At 67.5% G+C, this 18,316-nt stretch carries 2 protein-coding genes; both read left to right on the top strand.

The features are described from left to right. The first annotated feature begins 39 nt into the window (after positions 1–39). The gene (locus HU772_RS20570) at positions 40–423 is read left to right on the top strand and encodes a YkgJ family cysteine cluster protein (RefSeq protein ID WP_186658823.1); all 384 of its coding nucleotides are present in this window, start codon (positions 40–42) and stop codon (positions 421–423) included. A 297-nt stretch (positions 424–720) separates the two neighbouring features. Further along, the gene (locus tag HU772_RS20565; RefSeq protein ID WP_186658820.1) at positions 721–17,298 is read left to right on the top strand and encodes an autotransporter-associated beta strand repeat-containing protein; all 16,578 of its coding nucleotides are present in this window, start codon (positions 721–723) and stop codon (positions 17,296–17,298) included. Positions 17,299–18,316 lie beyond the last annotated feature (1,018 nt).

The following is an 18,316-nucleotide window of genomic DNA, read 5'->3' as shown; positions in this document are numbered from 1 at the left end:
CGCTCGCCCGGATAACAACAACCTCCCTTCCTGGCCATCATGTCCGAACAGAATCCTTGCCTGACCTGCGGCGCCTGCTGCGGCTACTTTCGTGTGTCTTTCTTCTGGGGTGAATGCCAGTCCGCCGGCGGCGTGGTGCCCGACGATCTGGTGGTACAGATCAACCCGACCCGGGTCGCGATGATCGGCACCGACGCCAAGCCTTGCCGTTGCGTGAGCCTCGGCGGCGAGATCGGCACGCAAGTGGCGTGCTCCATCTACGAGAATCGCTCCAGCCCCTGCCGCGAGTTCGAGGCCTCGTGGGAAAACGGCGTGCACAACCCCAGCTGTGACGATGCCCGGGCCGCCTATGGCTTGCCGCCATTGACCCCGCCTGGGGCCAACGAGCCACATTGGCCAGAGGAGGGCGCTGAGGTTGCCTGAGGGGCTTCAGCCCTCGGCAACTTGTCAGGTTCTGGCCATTCGCCATGACCGTTCGTCGGTTGGATCCAACCTGTGCCGGGCTGAAACCCGCGAAACACGTGCCGCCTCGACAAAGTATTAACACCATTTGACCGGCGCCAACGCCCTGCCACGCGGCTGCGAGCGGCTACACATTTCTGCAAAGGAAAATTTGTAGCCATGGTCAGGTGTTTCGCCGTTCGCGTGCTCAGATTCACTGCAACAAGCGCTGTTCACGCATTCAGGGACCGAATCGCCTGATCCACGAAGGAGCTCTCCGTGGACAGAATTGTCGCCGCACGCTTGCCTGCCCGTTTCTCCCAATTGTCCCTGGCCGTCAGTCTGGCGGTGGGGGGCATGGCCCTAGGTCTGACCAGTGAGCAGGCGCTTGCCGTGTGCAGCGCGGCCGGGTCGATAATCACCTGCAACGGCGCGGCCAACCCCTTGGCGCCGAGCTATACCAATGGCGGCAGCGGCCTGACCGTGAACGTCAACCCGGGCGCTTCCCTAGGCACCTTGCTGGGCGTGGGCGGCACCTCGCTGTCGCTGGCTGGCAACAACAACACCCTGAACAACTCCGGCACCATCGACCCGACCTTGCTCGGGCTGTTGAGCATCCAGTCTTCCGCCGTGCTGATCGGCAATACCGGTACCGGCAGCACGCTCACCATCAACAACAATGCCACGGGCGTGATCAAGGGTACCGGCGCCTTGCTCGGCGCCAACCTGCTGAACCTGACCGGCATGGCGCTGGACGCCCGCAATGGCAGCAGCGGCACTACCACCATCAGCAACGCCGGCAGCATCGGCTCTTCGGCGCTGGCCAGCCTGACCCTGGTCAGCGAGGATACCCCGGTGATCGCCGTCACCGGCGGCAGCAAGGTGGACTTCACCAACACCGGCACCATCCTTGGTCGGGCAGCCTTCGAGGCGTCCACGGCGGGCAACACCTTCACTAACGCCGGCAGCATCACCGGCAGCCTGTCGATGGGGGCCAACAGCAGCAACCGTTTCAACGCCATTACCGGTTCCAGCGTCAGTGCCGGGCTCGGTATCGGCGTGGCCCTGCTGGTCACCAGCAACCCCAACCTCGCCTATGCGGCGGCGGGCAAGATCGACGGCGGTGCCGGTGGCACCAACACCCTGGCCCTGCAGAACACCATCGGCGGCGGTAGCGGTACCAGTGGCAGCGGCACGATCAACGCCAACAACTACATCAACTTCAATCGCCTGATCGTCGACAGCGGTACTTGGTCGCTGATTGGCCAGGTGCTCAACGGCACCACCCTGACCACCCTCAACGGTGGCCAGGTCAACTTCGACAACTCCAATGCCTTCGGCGCCGGTGCCATCACTGTCAACGGCGGCGGGCTGGCGGGAACCGTCGGTGGGGTGAGCCTGGCCAATGCCTTGATCCTCAACGCCGGGCTGAGCGTTGGTGGGGCCACCGACATGGCCCTCAACGGCGTGGTCTCGGGTGTCGGTGGCCTGACCAAGACCGGTACCGGGCTGCTCACCCTCGGCGGCAGCAACACCTACAGCGGCGGCACCAACCTGACGGCCGGTGGCCTCAACCTGACCAGCGCGGCGGCGCTCGGCAGTGGCGGCTTGACCGTCAGCGGCGCCGGTAGCCTGCAAGGCAGCGGGCCATTGGTGCTGAACAACGGCATCACCCTGAATGCGGCCTTGACCCTGCCCGGCAGCAATGCCCTGGCCCTTGGTGGCCTGATCAGCGGTACCGGATCGCTGGTCAAGAGCGGCAGCGGCAACCTGACCCTCAACGGTATTAACACCTACTCCGGCGGCACCTCCCTGGCCGGCGGCACGCTCACCCTGGGCAATGACAGCGCGCTCGGCGCGGGCGCCCTGACCCTGACCGGCAACGGCAGCCTGGACAGCACTGCGGCATTGACCTTGAGCAACGCCGTCAACCTGGGCGCCAATACCCTCACGCTGGCGGGCACCAACGCCGCCATCTTGAACGGTGTGATCAGCGGCACCGGGGCACTGGCCAAGAACGGCAGCGCCGACCTCACCCTCAATGGCGTCAACACCTACAGCGGTGGCACCAGCCTGGCCGGCGGCAAGCTCACCCTCGGCAACAGCGCCGCGCTGGGCACCGGCGCGCTGACCCTGGGGGGCAACAGCACCCTCGATGCCAGCGCCGCGCTGAGCCTGGGCAACGCCATCAACCTGGCCGGCAACACCCTGACCCTGCCGGGCAACAATGCCACCACGCTGGGAGGCGTGATCAGCGGCACCGGCGCGCTGATCAAGAACGGCGCCGGCGCGCTCACCCTCAATGGCAACAGCACCTTCAGTGGCGGCACCACCCTCAACGGCGGCGCGCTCAGCGTTGGCCACAGCAATGCCCTGGGGACCGGCGCGCTGACCCTGGGCGCCAATGCCAGTCTCGATGCCAGTACCGCGGTCAGCCTGGCCAATGCGATCAACCTGGGGGCCAACACCCTCAACCTGCTGGGCACCAGCGCCACCACCCTCGGTGGCGTGATCAGCGGCACCGGGGCACTGGTCAAGAACGGCAGCGCCGGGCTGACCCTCAATGGCAGCAACACCTTCAGCGGCGGCACCACCCTCAACGGTGGCGTGCTGACCGTGGGCAACAACAATGCCCTGGGCACCGGCGCACTGAGCCTGGGCGGCAATGCCAGCCTCGATGCCGGCGTGGCGGTGAACCTGGGCAACGCCATCGACCTGGGCGGCAACACCTTGACCCTGCCGGGCACCAGCGCCACCACCCTGGGCGGTGTGATCAGCGGTACCGGTGCGTTGATCAAGAACGGCAGCAGCAACCTCACCCTGGGCGGCAGCAATACCTTCAGCGGTGGGCTGACGCTCAACGCCGGGACCCTGACCCTGGCCAGTGCCGCGGCCCTGGGCACGGGCGCGCTCAGCGTGGGCGGCGCCGCGACGCTGGCCAACAGCGTGGCGATGACCCTGACCAATGGCGTCAACCTGGGCGCTACCCTGACCCTGAGCGGGGCCAACAACCTCAACCTGGCCGGCAACCTCAGCGGTACCGGCGGCCTGACCAAGAACGGCAGCGCCAGCCTGACGCTCGGCGGCAACAACACCCACAGCGGCGCCACGCTGCTGAATGCCGGCACACTGGTGCTGGGCAGCAACACCGCCCTGGGCACCGGCGCGCTGAGCGCCGCCGCCAACACCACCCTCGACACCAGCGTCGCTGGCCTGAACATCGCCAATGCCGTGAACCTGGGCGGCAACCTCAACCTGCCGGGCAGCAACGACCTGACCTTGAGTGGTGCCATCGCCGGCACCGGCGGTATCACCAAGAGTGGCAACACCACGCTGACCTTGAGCGGTGCCAACAGCAACAGCGGTTCGACCTTCCTCAACGGCGGCACCCTGGTAGTCGGCAGCAACACCGCGCTGGGCACGGGCATCCTCAACACGGCTGCCGGCACCCACCTGGATGCCAGCACCGCGGTCAGCCTGGCCAACGATGTGATCATCGCCGGGCCGCTGACTATCGATGGCACCGCCAACCTGGGCCTGAGCGGCCAGCTCAGCGGCCTTGGTTCGCTGGTCAAGAACGGCAACGCCAGCCTGACCTTGAGCGGCAACAACATCTTCAGCAACGGCACCCAGCTCAACGCCGGCACCCTGGTACTGGGCAGCAATACCGCGCTGGGGATCGGCGGCCTGGCCCTGGGTGGCAACGCCAACCTCGACACCAGCACCGCCGTCGCCGCAACCAACACCATCAGCCTGGGCGGCAACACCCTGACCGTGCTGGGTAGCAACGCCACCACCCTGACCGGGCAAATCAGTGGCACCGGTGCGCTGGTCAAGAGCGGCAGCGCCGGCCTGACCCTCAACGGCAACAACACTTTCAGTGGCGGCACCACCCTCAATGCCGGCCTGCTGACCCTGGGCAACAGCAACGCCCTGGGCACCGGCGGCCTGACCTTGGGCGGCAATGCCAGCCTTGACTCTAGCGGCACCCTCAACCTGGGCAATGCCATCAACCTGGCCGGCAACACCCTGACCCTGGCAGGCAGCAACACCACCAACCTGAGCGGGGTGATCAGCGGTACCGGCGCGCTGACCAAGAATGGCAGCACCAACCTGACCCTCAGTGGCGCCAATACCTTCAGCGGCGGTCTGAACCTCAACGCCGGCACCTTGACCCTGGCCAGCGCCGCCGCCCTTGGTAGCGGCGCGCTCAATGTTGGCGGTGCCGCGACCCTGGCCAACTCGGCGGCGATGACCTTGAACAACGCGGTCAACCTCGCGGCTGACCTGACACTGCCCACTACCAGCAACCTGACCCTGGCCGGTACGCTCAGCGGCACCGGCGGCCTGGTCAAGAACGGCAGCGCCACCCTGACCCTGACCGGCAACAACACCCACAGCGGCGCCACCGCGCTCAACGCCGGCACCCTGGTGGTCGGCAGCAATACCGCGCTGGGCAGCGGCGCGCTGAACGCCGCCAACAACACGACCCTGGACACCAGCGCCGCCGGCCTGAACCTTGCCAATGCCCTGAACCTGGCCGGCAACTTCATCCTGCCCGGCAGCAACGACCTGACCCTCAGCGGCGCCATCGCCGGCAACGGCGGCATCACCAAGAACGGCGCCACCACCCTGACCCTCACCGGCAACAACAGCAACAGCGGTATCACCCGTCTGAACGCCGGCACTATCGTGGTCGGCAGCAACACCGCGCTGGGCACCGGCACCCTAAATACCCTGGCGGGCACCCACCTGGACGCCAGCACCGCCGTCAGCCTGACCAACGATGTGACCATTGCCGGCCCACTGACCCTCGACGGCAGCGCCGACCTGGCCCTGAACGGGGTGGTCAGCGGCATTGGCTCGCTGGTCAAGAATGGCAACGCCAACCTGACCCTGAGTGGCAACAACCTCTACACCAACGGCACCCAGCTCAATGCCGGCACCCTGACCCTGGGCAGCAACACCGCGCTCGGCCTCGGCGCCCTGACCCTGGGTGGCAATGCCAACCTCGATGCCAGCACCGCGGTCGCCGTCACCAACGGCATCAACCTGGGCGGCAACACCCTGACCGTGCTGGGCAGCAACGCCACCACCCTTGGCGGCCTGATCAGCGGCAGCGGCGCCCTGGTCAAAAATGGCAACGCCGGCCTGACCCTCAACGGCAACAACACCTACAGCGGCGGCACCACCCTCAATGCCGGCCTGCTGACCCTGGGCAACAACAACGCCATCGGCAGCGGCGCCCTGAGCGTGGGTGGCAACGCCAGCCTCGACGCCAGCGCCTCGCTCAACCTGGGCAACGCCATCAACCTCGCCGCTGGCGCCACCCTGACCTTGCCAGGCAGCAACACCACTACCCTCAGCGGCGTAATCAGCGGCGCCGGCGCATTGACCAAGAATGGCAGCAGCAACTTGACCCTGTCGGGGGCCAACACCTTCAGCGGCGGGCTCAACCTCAACGCCGGTACCTTGACCCTGGCCAGCGCCGCCGCGCTGGGCAGCGGTGCATTGAATGTCGGTGGCGCGTCGACTTTGTCCAACGCCACGGCGATGACCTTGAACAACGCCGTCAACCTCGGCGACAACCTGACGCTGGCCGGTGCCAACAACCTCAACCTGGCCGGCACGGTCAGCGGTGCCGGTGGCCTGATCAAGAACGGCGCCGGTAGCCTGACCCTCAGTGGCAACAACACCCAGAGCGGCGACACCACGCTCAACGCCGGTACGCTGGTGCTGGGCAGCAACACTGCGCTGGGCACCGGCGCGCTCAATGCCAGCGCCAACACGTCGCTGGACACCAGTGTCACGGGCCTGAACATCGGCAATGCGATCAACCTGAGCGGCAACCTGAGCCTGCCTGGCAGCAACAACCTGACCCTCGGCGGCGTCATCGCCGGTGTCGGCGGCCTGGTCAAGAACGGCAACACCACCCTGACCCTGAGCGGTGCCAACACTTACCTGGGCAACACCGCGCTCAATGCTGGCGGCATCGTCGTCGGCAGCAACACCGCACTGGGCAGCGGCGCCCTGAACGCCGCCGCCGGCACCAGCCTCGATGCCAGCACGGCGGTCAACCTGGGCAACGCGGTCAACCTCGCCGGCGCGCTGACCATCGGCGGTACCGCTGATCTTGGGCTCGGCGGGCTGGTCAGTGGCATCGGCAGCCTGATCAAGAACGGCAACGCGACCCTGACCCTGTCCGGCCCCAACGTCTATGTGGGCGGCACCATCCTCAACGCTGGCGGCCTGGTGCTGGGCAACGGTGCCGCGCTGGGTACCGGCAAGCTCACCGTGGCCGGGGCCGGCAGCCTCGACACCAGTGCCGCGCTGAGCGTCGGCAATGCCATCACCCTGGGCGCCGACCTGACCCTGGGCGGCAGCAACGACCTGACCCTTGGCGGCCTGATCGACGGCACTGGCCGGCTGATCAAGAATGGCAGCGCCACGGTCACCCTCAGCGGCCTGAACACCTATTCTGGCGGCACCGTGCTCAATGCCGGTGGCCTGGTGCTGGGCAACGCCAGTGCCATCGGCAGCGGTGCCCTGACCGTCGGTGGTGCCGCGAGCCTGGACAGCAGCGCCGCCGTCAACCTGGGCAACAACATCGCCTTGAACGCCGACCTCACCCTGGCCGGCAGCAATGCCATGACCCTCGGTGGCGTGGTCAGCGGCACGGGCCAGCTGATCAAGAACGGCGGCACCACCCTGACCCTCAACGGTGTCAACACCTACAGCGGCGGCACCACCCTCAATGCCGGTGGGCTGGTGGTCGGCAACGGCGCCGCGCTGGGCACCGGCACCTTGAACGTGGCCGGCCCCGGCAGCCTGGACAACAGCACCGCGCTGAGCCTGGGCAACAACGTCAACCTGGGCGCCGACCTGACCCTCGGCGGCAGCAACAACCTGACCCTCGCTGGTGTGATCAGCGGCAACGGCGGCTTGATCAAGAATGGCCTGGCCGACCTGACACTCAGCGGCAACAACAGCTTCACCGGCGCTGTCGACCTGATCGGCGGCAGCCTGACCACCGTTAGTGGCACGGCCCTGGGCAATACCTCCGGGGTCAATGTCGGCGCCGGCGCCAGCCTCAATCTTGGCGCCAGTGCCAGCATCGGCGGCCTGACCGGCGCCGGCACGGTGAACGTGGCCGGCGGCAGCAACCTGAGCGTCGGCAGCAACAACCTCAACGGTGTGTTCAGCGGCGTGCTGGCCGGCAGCGGCGGCCTGATCAAGCAAGGCAGTGGCAGCCTCGAGCTGTCCGGGGTCAACGTGCTCGCGGGCAACACCACGGTCAATGGCGGCCTGCTCAACGTCACCGGCACCCTGGCCAGTGCCGGCGTGCAGGTCAACAGTGGCGCCAGCCTGGGCGGCACCGGCAGCCTGCTCGGCGCGGTCGATATCGCCAACGGCGCGCATTTGCTGGCCAACAGTGGCGCGACCCTCAACACCGGGGCACTGACCCTGCACAGCGGCTCGATCCTCGATTTCGGCCTGGGCTCGCCTGCCACCGGCGGCACCGCGCTGGTCAACGTCAACGGCAACCTGACCCTCGACGGCACCCTCAACGTCACCGATATCGGCGGCTTCGGCACCGGTATCTACCGGTTGTTCGACTACACCGGCGCGCTGGTCGACAACGGCGTGCTGGTCGGCAACGTGCCAGGTACCATGCTGCCTGGCGACCTGCAGGTGCAGACCTCCATCGGCAGTCAGATCAACCTGCTGGTCGGTGGCGCCACCGGCACCGTGCAGTTCTGGGACGGCGCGCAGAGCGTGCCCAACGGCGTGATCGACGGCGGCACCGGCACCTGGGACTCGACCAACACCAACTGGACGGACGTCAACGGCGTGCTCAACGGCAGCTGGGCCAGCGACTTCGCGGTGTTCCAGGGCACAGCGGGCGATGTCACCGTGGTCGGCACCCAGGCCGCCACCGGCCTGCAGTTCGTCAGCAACGGCTATCGCCTGATCGGCAGCGGCGGCCTGAACCTGGTCAACGGCAGCAACGGCGCCTTCGCCGTGCGGGTCGACCCGGGCGTCACCGCGACCCTCAACGTCGGCCTCTCGGGCAGCGGCCAGCTGGCCAAGCTCGACAGCGGCACCCTGGTGCTCAATGGCGCCAACAGCTACACCGGTGGCACCCTGTTCAACGGCGGCACGGTGGTGGTCGGCAACAACACCGCCTTCGGCAGCGGCGCGGTCAGCACTGCCAACGGCACCACGCTGGACAGCAACACCGCGGTCACCCTCGGCAACGCCTTCACCTTGGCCGGGGCCCTGAGCGTTGCTGGCTCCGCCGACCTGGGCCTGTCGGGCGTGGTCTCTGGCACTGGCAGCCTGGTCAAGAACGGCGGCGCCAACCTGACCCTGGGCAACGCCAACACCTACAGTGGCGGCACCACCCTGGGCGCCGGCACCCTGACCCTGGGCAACGCCGCCGCCCTGGGCAGCGGTGGCCTGGCCGTGACGGGCGCCGCCAGCCTGGACACCACGGCCAACCTGACCCTGGGCAACACCATCGCCCTGAACGCCAACCTGAGCCTGCCGGGCAGCAATGACCTTACCCTCAACGGCGCGCTCAGCGGCACCGCTGGCCTGGTCAAGGGCGGCACCGGCACGCTCACCCTCAACGGCAGCAACAGTCAGCAGGGCGCCACCAGCCTCAACGGCGGCACCCTGGTGGTGGGCAGCAACACGGCGCTGGGCAGCGGTGCGCTCAATGCCGTAGGTGGCACCACCCTGAGCAGCAACGCCAACGTCACCCTGGCCAACCAGCTCAACCTGGCCGGCAACCTGACCATCGCCGGGGCACAGAACCTGACCCTGGGCGGCAACGTCAACGGTGTCGGCGGCCTGACCAAGACCGGCAGTGGCACCCTGACCCTGAACGGCATCAATGGGAATCTGGGCAACACCAACCTCAATGCCGGCACCCTGGTGCTCGGCAGCGCCAACGCCCTCGGTCTCGGCCAGCTCAACGCGGCGGCCGGCACCACGCTGGACAGCAACACCGCGCTGAGCATCGGCAACACCGTCAACCTGGGCGGCAACCTCATCATCGCCGGCAGCAACGACCTGGGCCTGGGCGGGCTGGTCACCGGGGCCGGCAGCCTGACCAAGAACGGTGCCAGCAATCTTACGCTCAGCGGTGCCAACACCCTGACCGGCGGCGTGACTCTCAATGCCGGCACCCTGACCCTGGGCAACAACCAGGCGCTGGGTACCGGTACCCTGACCGTCGGCGGCGCCAGCAACCTGGCCACCAGCGGCCCCCTGACCCTGGCCAACCAGGTGACGCTGAACGACACCCTGAGCCTGCCCGGCAACAACGACCTGGCCCTCAACGGTGTGATCAGCGGCAGCGGCGGCCTGACCAAGACCGGCAGCGGCAACCTGACCCTGGGCGCCGCCAACACCTACCAGGGCACCACCGCCCTTGGCGCCGGCACCCTGACCCTGGGCAACAACACCGCCCTGGGCAGCGGCAACCTGTCGGTGACCGGTAACAGCACCTTGGCGACCCTTGGCGTACTGCAGTTGGCCAATGCCATCGGCCTTGGCACGAACGCCACGCTGGCGCTGAACAATACCCAGGCACTGACCCTCGACGGTGTGATCAGCGGCGCCGGTGCGCTGAACAAACTGGGCACCGGGCAACTTGTGCTCAACGGCAACAACACCTACGCAGGCGGTACCTCGCTGCAGACCGGCAGCTTGCTGCTGGGCAATGCCGGGGCCCTGGGCGGCGGTGCGCTGACCGTCACTGGCGCCGCCAGCCTCGATACCAGCCTGGCGCTGGCGCTGAGCAATGCCATCAACCTTGCCGGTGGCAACCTGACTCTCGACGGCAGCCAGGCGCTGACCCTCGACGGCGTGGTGTCCGGCAACAACGGCCTGGTCAAGAACGGCGCCGCCAGCCTGACCCTCAACGGCAACAACACCTACAGCGGCGGCACCAGCCTCAACGGCGGCACCCTGGTGGTGGGCAGCAATACCGCCCTGGGCACCGGCGCTCTGAGCACCGGCGCCAACACCAGCCTCGATGCCAGCGGCGCGGGCGTCACCCTGGGCAACGCCGTGCACCTGGGCGGTACGCTCAACGTGCCGGGCAGCGCCAACCTCACCCTCAATGGCGTGCTCGACGGCGTCGGCGGCCTGAACAAATCGGGTGCCGCCACGCTGACCCTCAACGGCGCCAACAACTATCTCGGCGGCACTACCCTCGGCGCTGGCCAGCTCGTGGTCGGCAACGACAACGCACTGGGGCAGGGCGCCCTGACCGTCGCCGGGGCCTCGACCTTGAGCGCAGGCAGCAATGTCACCCTGGCCAACAACGTCACCCTCAACGCTGGTCTCAGCGTCGATGGCGTCAACGACCTGACCCTCAATGGCGTGCTCAATGGCACCGCCGGCCTGACCAAGAACGGCAGTGGCAACCTGACCCTCAACGGCAACAACGGCTACCAGGGCGGCACCCAGCTCAACGCCGGGCGCCTGACCGTGGGCAACAGCGGCGCGCTGGGCACCGGCACCCTGTCGGTCACCGCCGATGCCACCTTGGCCAACTCCGCGCCGATGGCCCTGGGCAACACCATTGCCCTGAGCAACGGCGCCAACCTGACCGTCGAAGCCGCCAACGCGCTGATCCTCAGCGGCGACCTCGGCGGTACCGGCAACCTGGTCAAGACCGGCGTCGACGACCTGACCCTGGTTGGCGTCAAGACCTTCACCGGCAACGTCGATATCCAGGCCGGCTCCCTGACCACCCTGGGCAGCGGTGTACTGGCCAACGTCGACACCCTCAACGTCGGCGCCAGCGGCCAGCTCAACCTCAACGGCAATGCCAGCCTCGGCAGCCTGACCGGCAGCGGCCAGGTCGATATCGGCATCGGCAGTACCCTGAGCCTGGGCAGCAACAACCTTGACGGCACCTTCGCCGGTGGCCTCAACGGCCTGGGCGGCCTGACCAAGGTCGGCAGCGGCACCCTGACCCTCACCGGCACCAGCAACCTGGCCGACAACACCCTGGTCAACGCTGGCACCTTGAAGGTCGACGGCACGCTGGGCAGCAACCTGCTGACAGTGGCCAGCGGCGCCACCCTGACCGGCAGCGGCAATGCCAACGCCTCGGTGATCATCGACAATGGTGGCCACCTGGCCGGGCAGAGCGGCAGCACCCTGGGCCTCGGCAGCCTGCTGCTCAACAGCGGCTCGATCGTCGATGTCGGCCTCGGCGCACCGTCCACCGGCACCACCGCAGTGTTCAACGTCGGCGGCAACCTGACCCTCGACGGTACCCTCAACGTCAGCAATATCGGCGGCTTCGGCAACGGCGTGTACCGGATCTTCGACTACGCCGGCACGCTCACCGACAACGGCCTGGACTTCGGCAGCCTGCCGCTGGGCGTGGGCCTGGGCGACGTGAGCCTGCAGACCGCCCTGGCCAACCAGGTCAACCTGCTGGTCAGTGCCGCGGGCCTGAACATCCAGTTCTGGGATGGCAGCCAGACCGTGCCCAACGGCCAGGTCGATGGCGGCAGCGGCGTGTGGAATGCCGGCAACACCAACTGGACCGACCTCAACGGCGTGACCAACGGCACCTGGGGCAGCACCTTCGCGGTGTTCCAGGGCACCGCGGGCGATGTCACCGTCGACGGCAGCCAGACCCTCAACGGCATGCAGTTCGTCAGCGACGGCTATCGCCTGCTGGCCGGCACCGGCGGCGTGCTCGACCTGGTCAATGGCAGTGGCGGCGATACCAGCGTGCGAGTCGACCCCGGTGTGACCGCCACCCTCGATGTCGGCCTGACCGGCAGCGGCAAGCTCAACAAGCTCGACAGCGGCACCTTGGTGCTCAACGGCAGCAACAGCTACAGCGGTGGCACCACCCTGAGCGGCGGCACGATCGTACTGGGCAGCGACAGCGCCCTGGGCAGCGGCGCGCTCGACACTGCTGCCGGCACCACGCTGGACGCCAACAAGGCTGTCGCCCTGGGCAATGCCATCACGCTGGCCGGCCCGCTGAACATCGCCGGCAGCAATGACCTGGCCCTGAGTGGCGCCATCGGTGGCGCCGGAGGCCTGGTCAAGGCCGGCGCAGCGCGCCTGGCGCTGTCCGGCAACAACAGCTTCGCCGGCAATACCGCGCTCAACGGCGGCACCCTGGTGCTGGGTTCCAACACCGCGCTCGGCACCGGCGTGCTCAACGCAGCTGCCGGGACCAGCCTCGACAGCAGCCAGGCCGTGACCCTGGCCAACAACGTCAACCTGGCCGGCGCCTTCAACGTGCTGGGCAGCAACCCGCTGACCCTCAACGGCGTCCTGGCCGGTGCCGGTCGCTTGATCAAGGCCGGCGCTGCCAGCCTGACCCTCAACGGCGTCAACACCTACAGCGGTGGCACCGAGCTGCAGGCCGGCACGCTGATGCTCGGCAACAACGCTGCCCTTGGCAGTGGTGGCCTGGATGTCACCGGCAATGCCAACCTCGACACCAGCGGCGTGGTTACCCTGGCCAATCCGGTGAACGTCAGTGGCGTGCTCAATGTGCTGGGCAGCAACGACCTGCACCTGGCCGGCGTGCTCAGCGGCGGCGGCACCCTGAACAAGAGCGGCCTGGCCGACCTGACGCTGTCGGGCAACAACACCTTCAGCGGTATCCTCAACCTGCTGTCCGGCAGCCTCAGCACCATCGGCACCACCGCCCTGGGTAGCCAGAGCGAGCTGAACGTGAGCAGCGGCGCCACCCTCAACCTCGACGGCAACACCACCCTCGGCGACATCGGCGGCAACGGCGCGATCGACATCGCCGCCGGCAACAGCCTCAACGTCGAAGGCGGCAACTTTGCCGGCAACATCGGTGGCAGCGGCACCCTCAACAAGCTCGGCAGCGGCGTGCTGGCGCTCAGCGCCAGCAACAGCCACAGCGGCATCACCAACGTGCAGGCCGGCAGCCTGCAGGTCGATGGCAGCCTGGCCAGCAACACGGTCAACGTCGCCAGCGGCGCCAACCTGGCCGGCGCCGGCAGCCTGGGCGGCACGGTAGCGGTGGCCAGCGGCGGCAACCTCAATGTCATCTCTGGCAGCACCCTCAGCGCCGGCAACCTGACGCTGGACAACGGCGCCAACTTCAACGCCTCGCTCGGCGCGCCGGGCAGTGGTGGTGGCCCGCTGGTGAACGTGGCCAACAACCTGACCCTCGGCGGCACCCTCAATGTCACCGACATCGGCGGCTTCGGCGCCGGGGTGTACAACCTGATCAGCTACGGCGGCAGCCTGGTCAACAATGGCATGACCATCGGCACCACGCCGGTGCCGGCCAGCGACCTGACCGTGCAGACCGCCATTGCCAACCAGGTCAACCTGGTGGTCGGCGGGGCCAGCAACGTGCTGTTCTGGGATGGCAGCCAAAGCGTCGCCAACGGCCTGATCGACGGCGGCAGCGGCACCTGGAATGCCACCAACACCAACTGGACCGACGCCAACGGTGTGCTCAACAGCACCTGGAACGACACCTTCGCGGTGTTCCAGGGCGCCGCTGGCACCGTCACCGTGGACGGCAGCCATACCATCACCGGCCTGCAGTTCGTCACCGATGGCTATGTGCTCAACGCTGGCGCCGCGGGTGAACTGCTCGGCAATGGCACCACCAACCTGCGGGTCGACCCCAACGTCACCGCCACCCTCAACGTTGCTCTCAACGGCACCGGCAGCGTGGCCAAGCAGGATGCCGGCACCCTGGTGCTCAACGCCGCCAACGGCTACAGCGGTGGCACCGCCCTCAACGGCGGCACCCTGGTGGTCGGCAACAACAGCGCCCTGGGCAGCGGCACCCTGACCGCCGCCGCCGGCACCACCCTGGACAGCAACACCGCGGTGACCCTGGCCAACAACGCCGTGCTCAACGGCGCCCTGGCCATCGCCGGCAGCAACGCCCTGACCCTCAACGGCGCCATCAGCGGCGCCGGTGGCCTAGTCAAGAACGGTGCCGGCCTGCTGACCCTCGGCGGTACCAACAGCTACAGCGGCGGCACCCAGATCAACGCCGGCAGCGTGGTGGGCAACACCGGCAGCCTGCAGGGAGCGATCGTCAACAACGCAGCGCTGAGCTTCGAGCAGAACAGCAACGGCACCTACGCAGGCAACCTGTCCGGCAGCGGTACCCTGGCCAAGAACGGCACTGGCGAGTTGCTGCTGACCGGCGTCAACAGCCTGACCGGCGCCACCAGCGTCAACGCCGGCAGCCTGCTGGTCAACGGCCGCCTCGACAGCGCCAGCGTGCAGGTCGCCACCGGTGCCCGCCTGGGCGGCAGCGGCACCTACGGCGGCGCGGTGCAGATCGCCAATGGCGCTACCCTGGCCGCCGGGCAGAGCGCCACGCCACTCACCGTCGGCAGCCTCGACCTGGCCTCGGGCAGCGCCCTGGACTTCACCCTCGGTGCTCCGGCGGCCTCTACCACCGTGGTCAAGGTCAACGGCAACCTGGTGCTCGACGGCACGCTGAACATCACCGATGCCGGCGGCTTCGGCACCGGGGTTTACCAGCTGTTCAACTACGGCGGCACGCTGACCGACAACGGCTTGGTGTTCGGCGCCATTCCAGGCAGCGTGGTGCTGGGCGACCTCAGCCTGCAGACCGCCATCGCCAACCAGATCAACCTGGTGGTGCAGAACTACGGTGAGACCTTGCAGTTCTGGAACGGCAGCAAGACCACCCCGGACGGCACCATCGCCGGCGGCAGCGGCACTTGGGGCCCGGGCAGCAACTGGACCAACGCCACCGGCACCACGGCCGAAGGTTGGAGCGGCGAGTACGCCGTGTTTGGCGGCGCGCCAGGCACCGTCACGGTGGCCGGCAACCAGGCCTTCGAAGGGCTGCAGTTCCTCAGCAACGGTTACCAGCTGGTCGCCGCTGCCGATGGCAGCCTGACCCCGGTCAACGCCACCGATGGCAGCCTGGCGTCGGTGCGGGTCAATGCCGGCGCCAGCGCCACGGTCAGCGCGCCGCTGGTGGGCAACGGTGGTATCGAGAAACTCGATGCCGGTACCCTGGTGCTCGCCGGTGCCAATACCTACAGCGGTGGCACCACCGTCAGCGGCGGTACTCTGGTCGGCAACACCACCAGCCTGCAGGGCAACATCGCCAACAACGCCAGCCTGGTCTTCGCCCAAGGCAGCAACGGCACCTTCAACGGCACCCTCAGCGGCACCGGCACCACCACCAAGCAAGGTGGCGGCAGCCTGTTGCTGACCGGCAACCAGCCGTTCAGCGGCGCCTTCAACGTCAACCAGGGCGTGCTCCAGGTCGGCGATGCGGCCCACCCCGGCAGTAACCTCGGTGCCCAGGTAACGGTCGCCAATGGCGCCGCGTTGACCGGCAACGGCACCGTCGCCAGCTTGACCAACAACGGTACCGTGCTGCCGGGGCCTGCCGGCAACCTGAACGTGTCGGGCAACTTCACCAATGGTTCCAGCGGGACCCTGGTGGTCGACCTCGGCGCCTCGCCGGTGAACTACCTGAACGTCGGCGGTACCGCCAACCTGGGCGGCAGCCTGCAAGTGGCCAACCTCGCCAGTGGCAACGGCCAGTACACCGTGGTCAATGCCGCAGGCGGGGTGAACGGCACCTTCGCCACCACCAACCTGGCCAACTCGGCGTTCCTCAACAGTTCGCTGGGCTACGGCGCCAACCAGGTGACCCTGTCGGTCAGCCGCAACGGCAATTCGTTCGCCGATGTCGCCGCCACCGGCAACCAGCGCGGCGTGGCCAATGCCCTGAGCAGTGCCGGGGCACCGACGACGCTGGTCAACAACCTGCTGCCGCTTGACCGTCAGGGCGCCCAGGCCGCGTTCGACAGCTTGTCCGGCGAGATCCACGCCAGTACCGCGACCGTGCTGATCGAGGATTCGCGCTATGTCCGCGACGCGGTCAACGACCGTCTGCGCCAGGCTGACTGCAGCAATCAGGACGACCCACGTCGGACCCTGGCGCCGACCGCCAACCAGCAACTCACCAGCGAAGGCTGCCAAGGCCAGGCGGTGGGCTGGATCCGCGCCATCGGCGGCTGGGGTACCTACGACGGCAGCAGCAGCCATGCCAGTGTCGACCGCGACCTGTCCGGCTTCATGCTCGGCGCCGACCGCGCCCTGGATGACCAGTGGAAAGTCGGCGCCGCCGCTGGCTACACCCGCTCGAGCATCGACGCGCACCGTCGCCGTTCCGACGCCACGGTGGACAGCTACCACCTGACCACCTACCTCGGTTACCAGCTGGATGCCTTCGCCGCTCGCCTGGGCGTGGCCTACAGCTGGCATGACATCGACAGCAAGCGCGATGTCGAAGTGGGCAGCTACAGCGACCGCCTGAAAGCCAAGTACAAGGCGCGCAGCGCCCAGGTGTTCGGCGAGGTGGGCTATGCCATCGACGCCGGCGGTATCGCCCTGGAGCCATTCGCTGGGTTGGCCTATGTCAACTACGACAGCGACACCGCCCATGAGAAGGGTGGGGCAGGGCGCCTGCAGGGCAAGGTCAAGCAGGATGTGACCTTCTCCACCCTTGGCGTGCGCGCCGGCAAGCGCATCACCCTCGACAACGGCAGCCAGATCACCCCGCGCGTGTCGCTGGGCTGGCGCCATGCCTTCGGTGATGACAAGCCCGATGCCGACCTGCGCTTCATCGACGGTGGCGCCGGGTTCAGCACCGAGGGCGTGCCGATTGCCAAGGACGCGGCGGTGGTCGAGGCCGGGGTCGACCTGTCGGTGGGCGCGAGCGGCAAGCTTGGGGTTGGCTACTCTGGGCAGCTGTCCAATGAGAACCGCGACCATGGGGTAGTGGTGAGCTTCAGCATGGGGTTCTGAGGTAGATCGCCGGGGCTGCGTTGCAGCCCTTTCGCGGCACAAGGCCGCTCCTACAGATACAGCAATGCCCTTGAGGGTTGTGCTGTATCTGTAGGAGCGGCCTTGCCGAGGCGTCGGATCGGCCGGAAAGGGGCGCAAAGCGCCCCTGGCATTCTCAAGCCCGGCCTTTTCTTGGTCTTTGGGGGCGAGACCGCATCAGGGCCACCAGGTGTTCGCCGCAAATCTTGTAGCGCTTATCAGATCGAGCGCCGCCCGCGCGGCGCATCGCGACGCAAGGCCGCTCCTACATCTGTTTCGGGCCAGTCAATCCTGTGCCATGACCTGGGCCGCCTTGTTGGTCCGACGAAATTTCAGCATGGGCACCACTGCCGCTGCGCACGACTTGAGGCATGCACCAAGGCGGGCGCCGCCTCATTCACAGGAATAATTGGCCCGAAACAAATGTCGGAGCAACTGTCTTGCTCAACTGCTAAAGCTAGCGCGAACCCTGTGGGAGCGGGCTTGCCCGCGAACACCGGCACAGCCGGTGCCAGGCACCGCTTCGCTTGCTTCGCGGGTAAACCCGCTCCCACAGGTATGGTGCATGCCCCAAGGTTGGCGCGGTCGCTGTGGGAGCGGCTGTCTTGCTCAACTGCTAAAGCTAGCGGGGTCGTTGCGGGAGCGGCGCTCGATCTTGTAGGCGCTGCAAGACCATCGCCAAGCACCTGGTCGCCATAACGCGATCAAAAACTCGCCCCAAACCCCGTAAGATATTTCCGAATTTGAAACTAAATTCTTCAGCCAGCCAGTGCTCCGGCCCTATCCTGCGCGCTAGCCGGAAGGCTCTGAATTGGCCGGGAAATACATCAGGGGTACCGTCACTGGGTCGTCACATTTGGCGACCGGGTGTGAGAAGCCCGTCCATGTCCAGATTCAGGTTGCCTATTATGGCAGCCGTGCGCGCGCAGACTTCGGTCTGGCCGTGGTGTCAGGACACGGTCTTCTCACCTCGCGTACGGCTGCCACCCTTGTCTGTGAG

Origin of the sequence: Pseudomonas xantholysinigenes (assembly GCF_014268885.2) — a bacterium.
GTDB classification, from domain to species: domain Bacteria; phylum Pseudomonadota; class Gammaproteobacteria; order Pseudomonadales; family Pseudomonadaceae; genus Aquipseudomonas; species Aquipseudomonas xantholysinigenes.
Note: the sequence above shows the minus strand (reverse complement) of the source record. Positions and strands in the feature narration are given on the sequence as shown.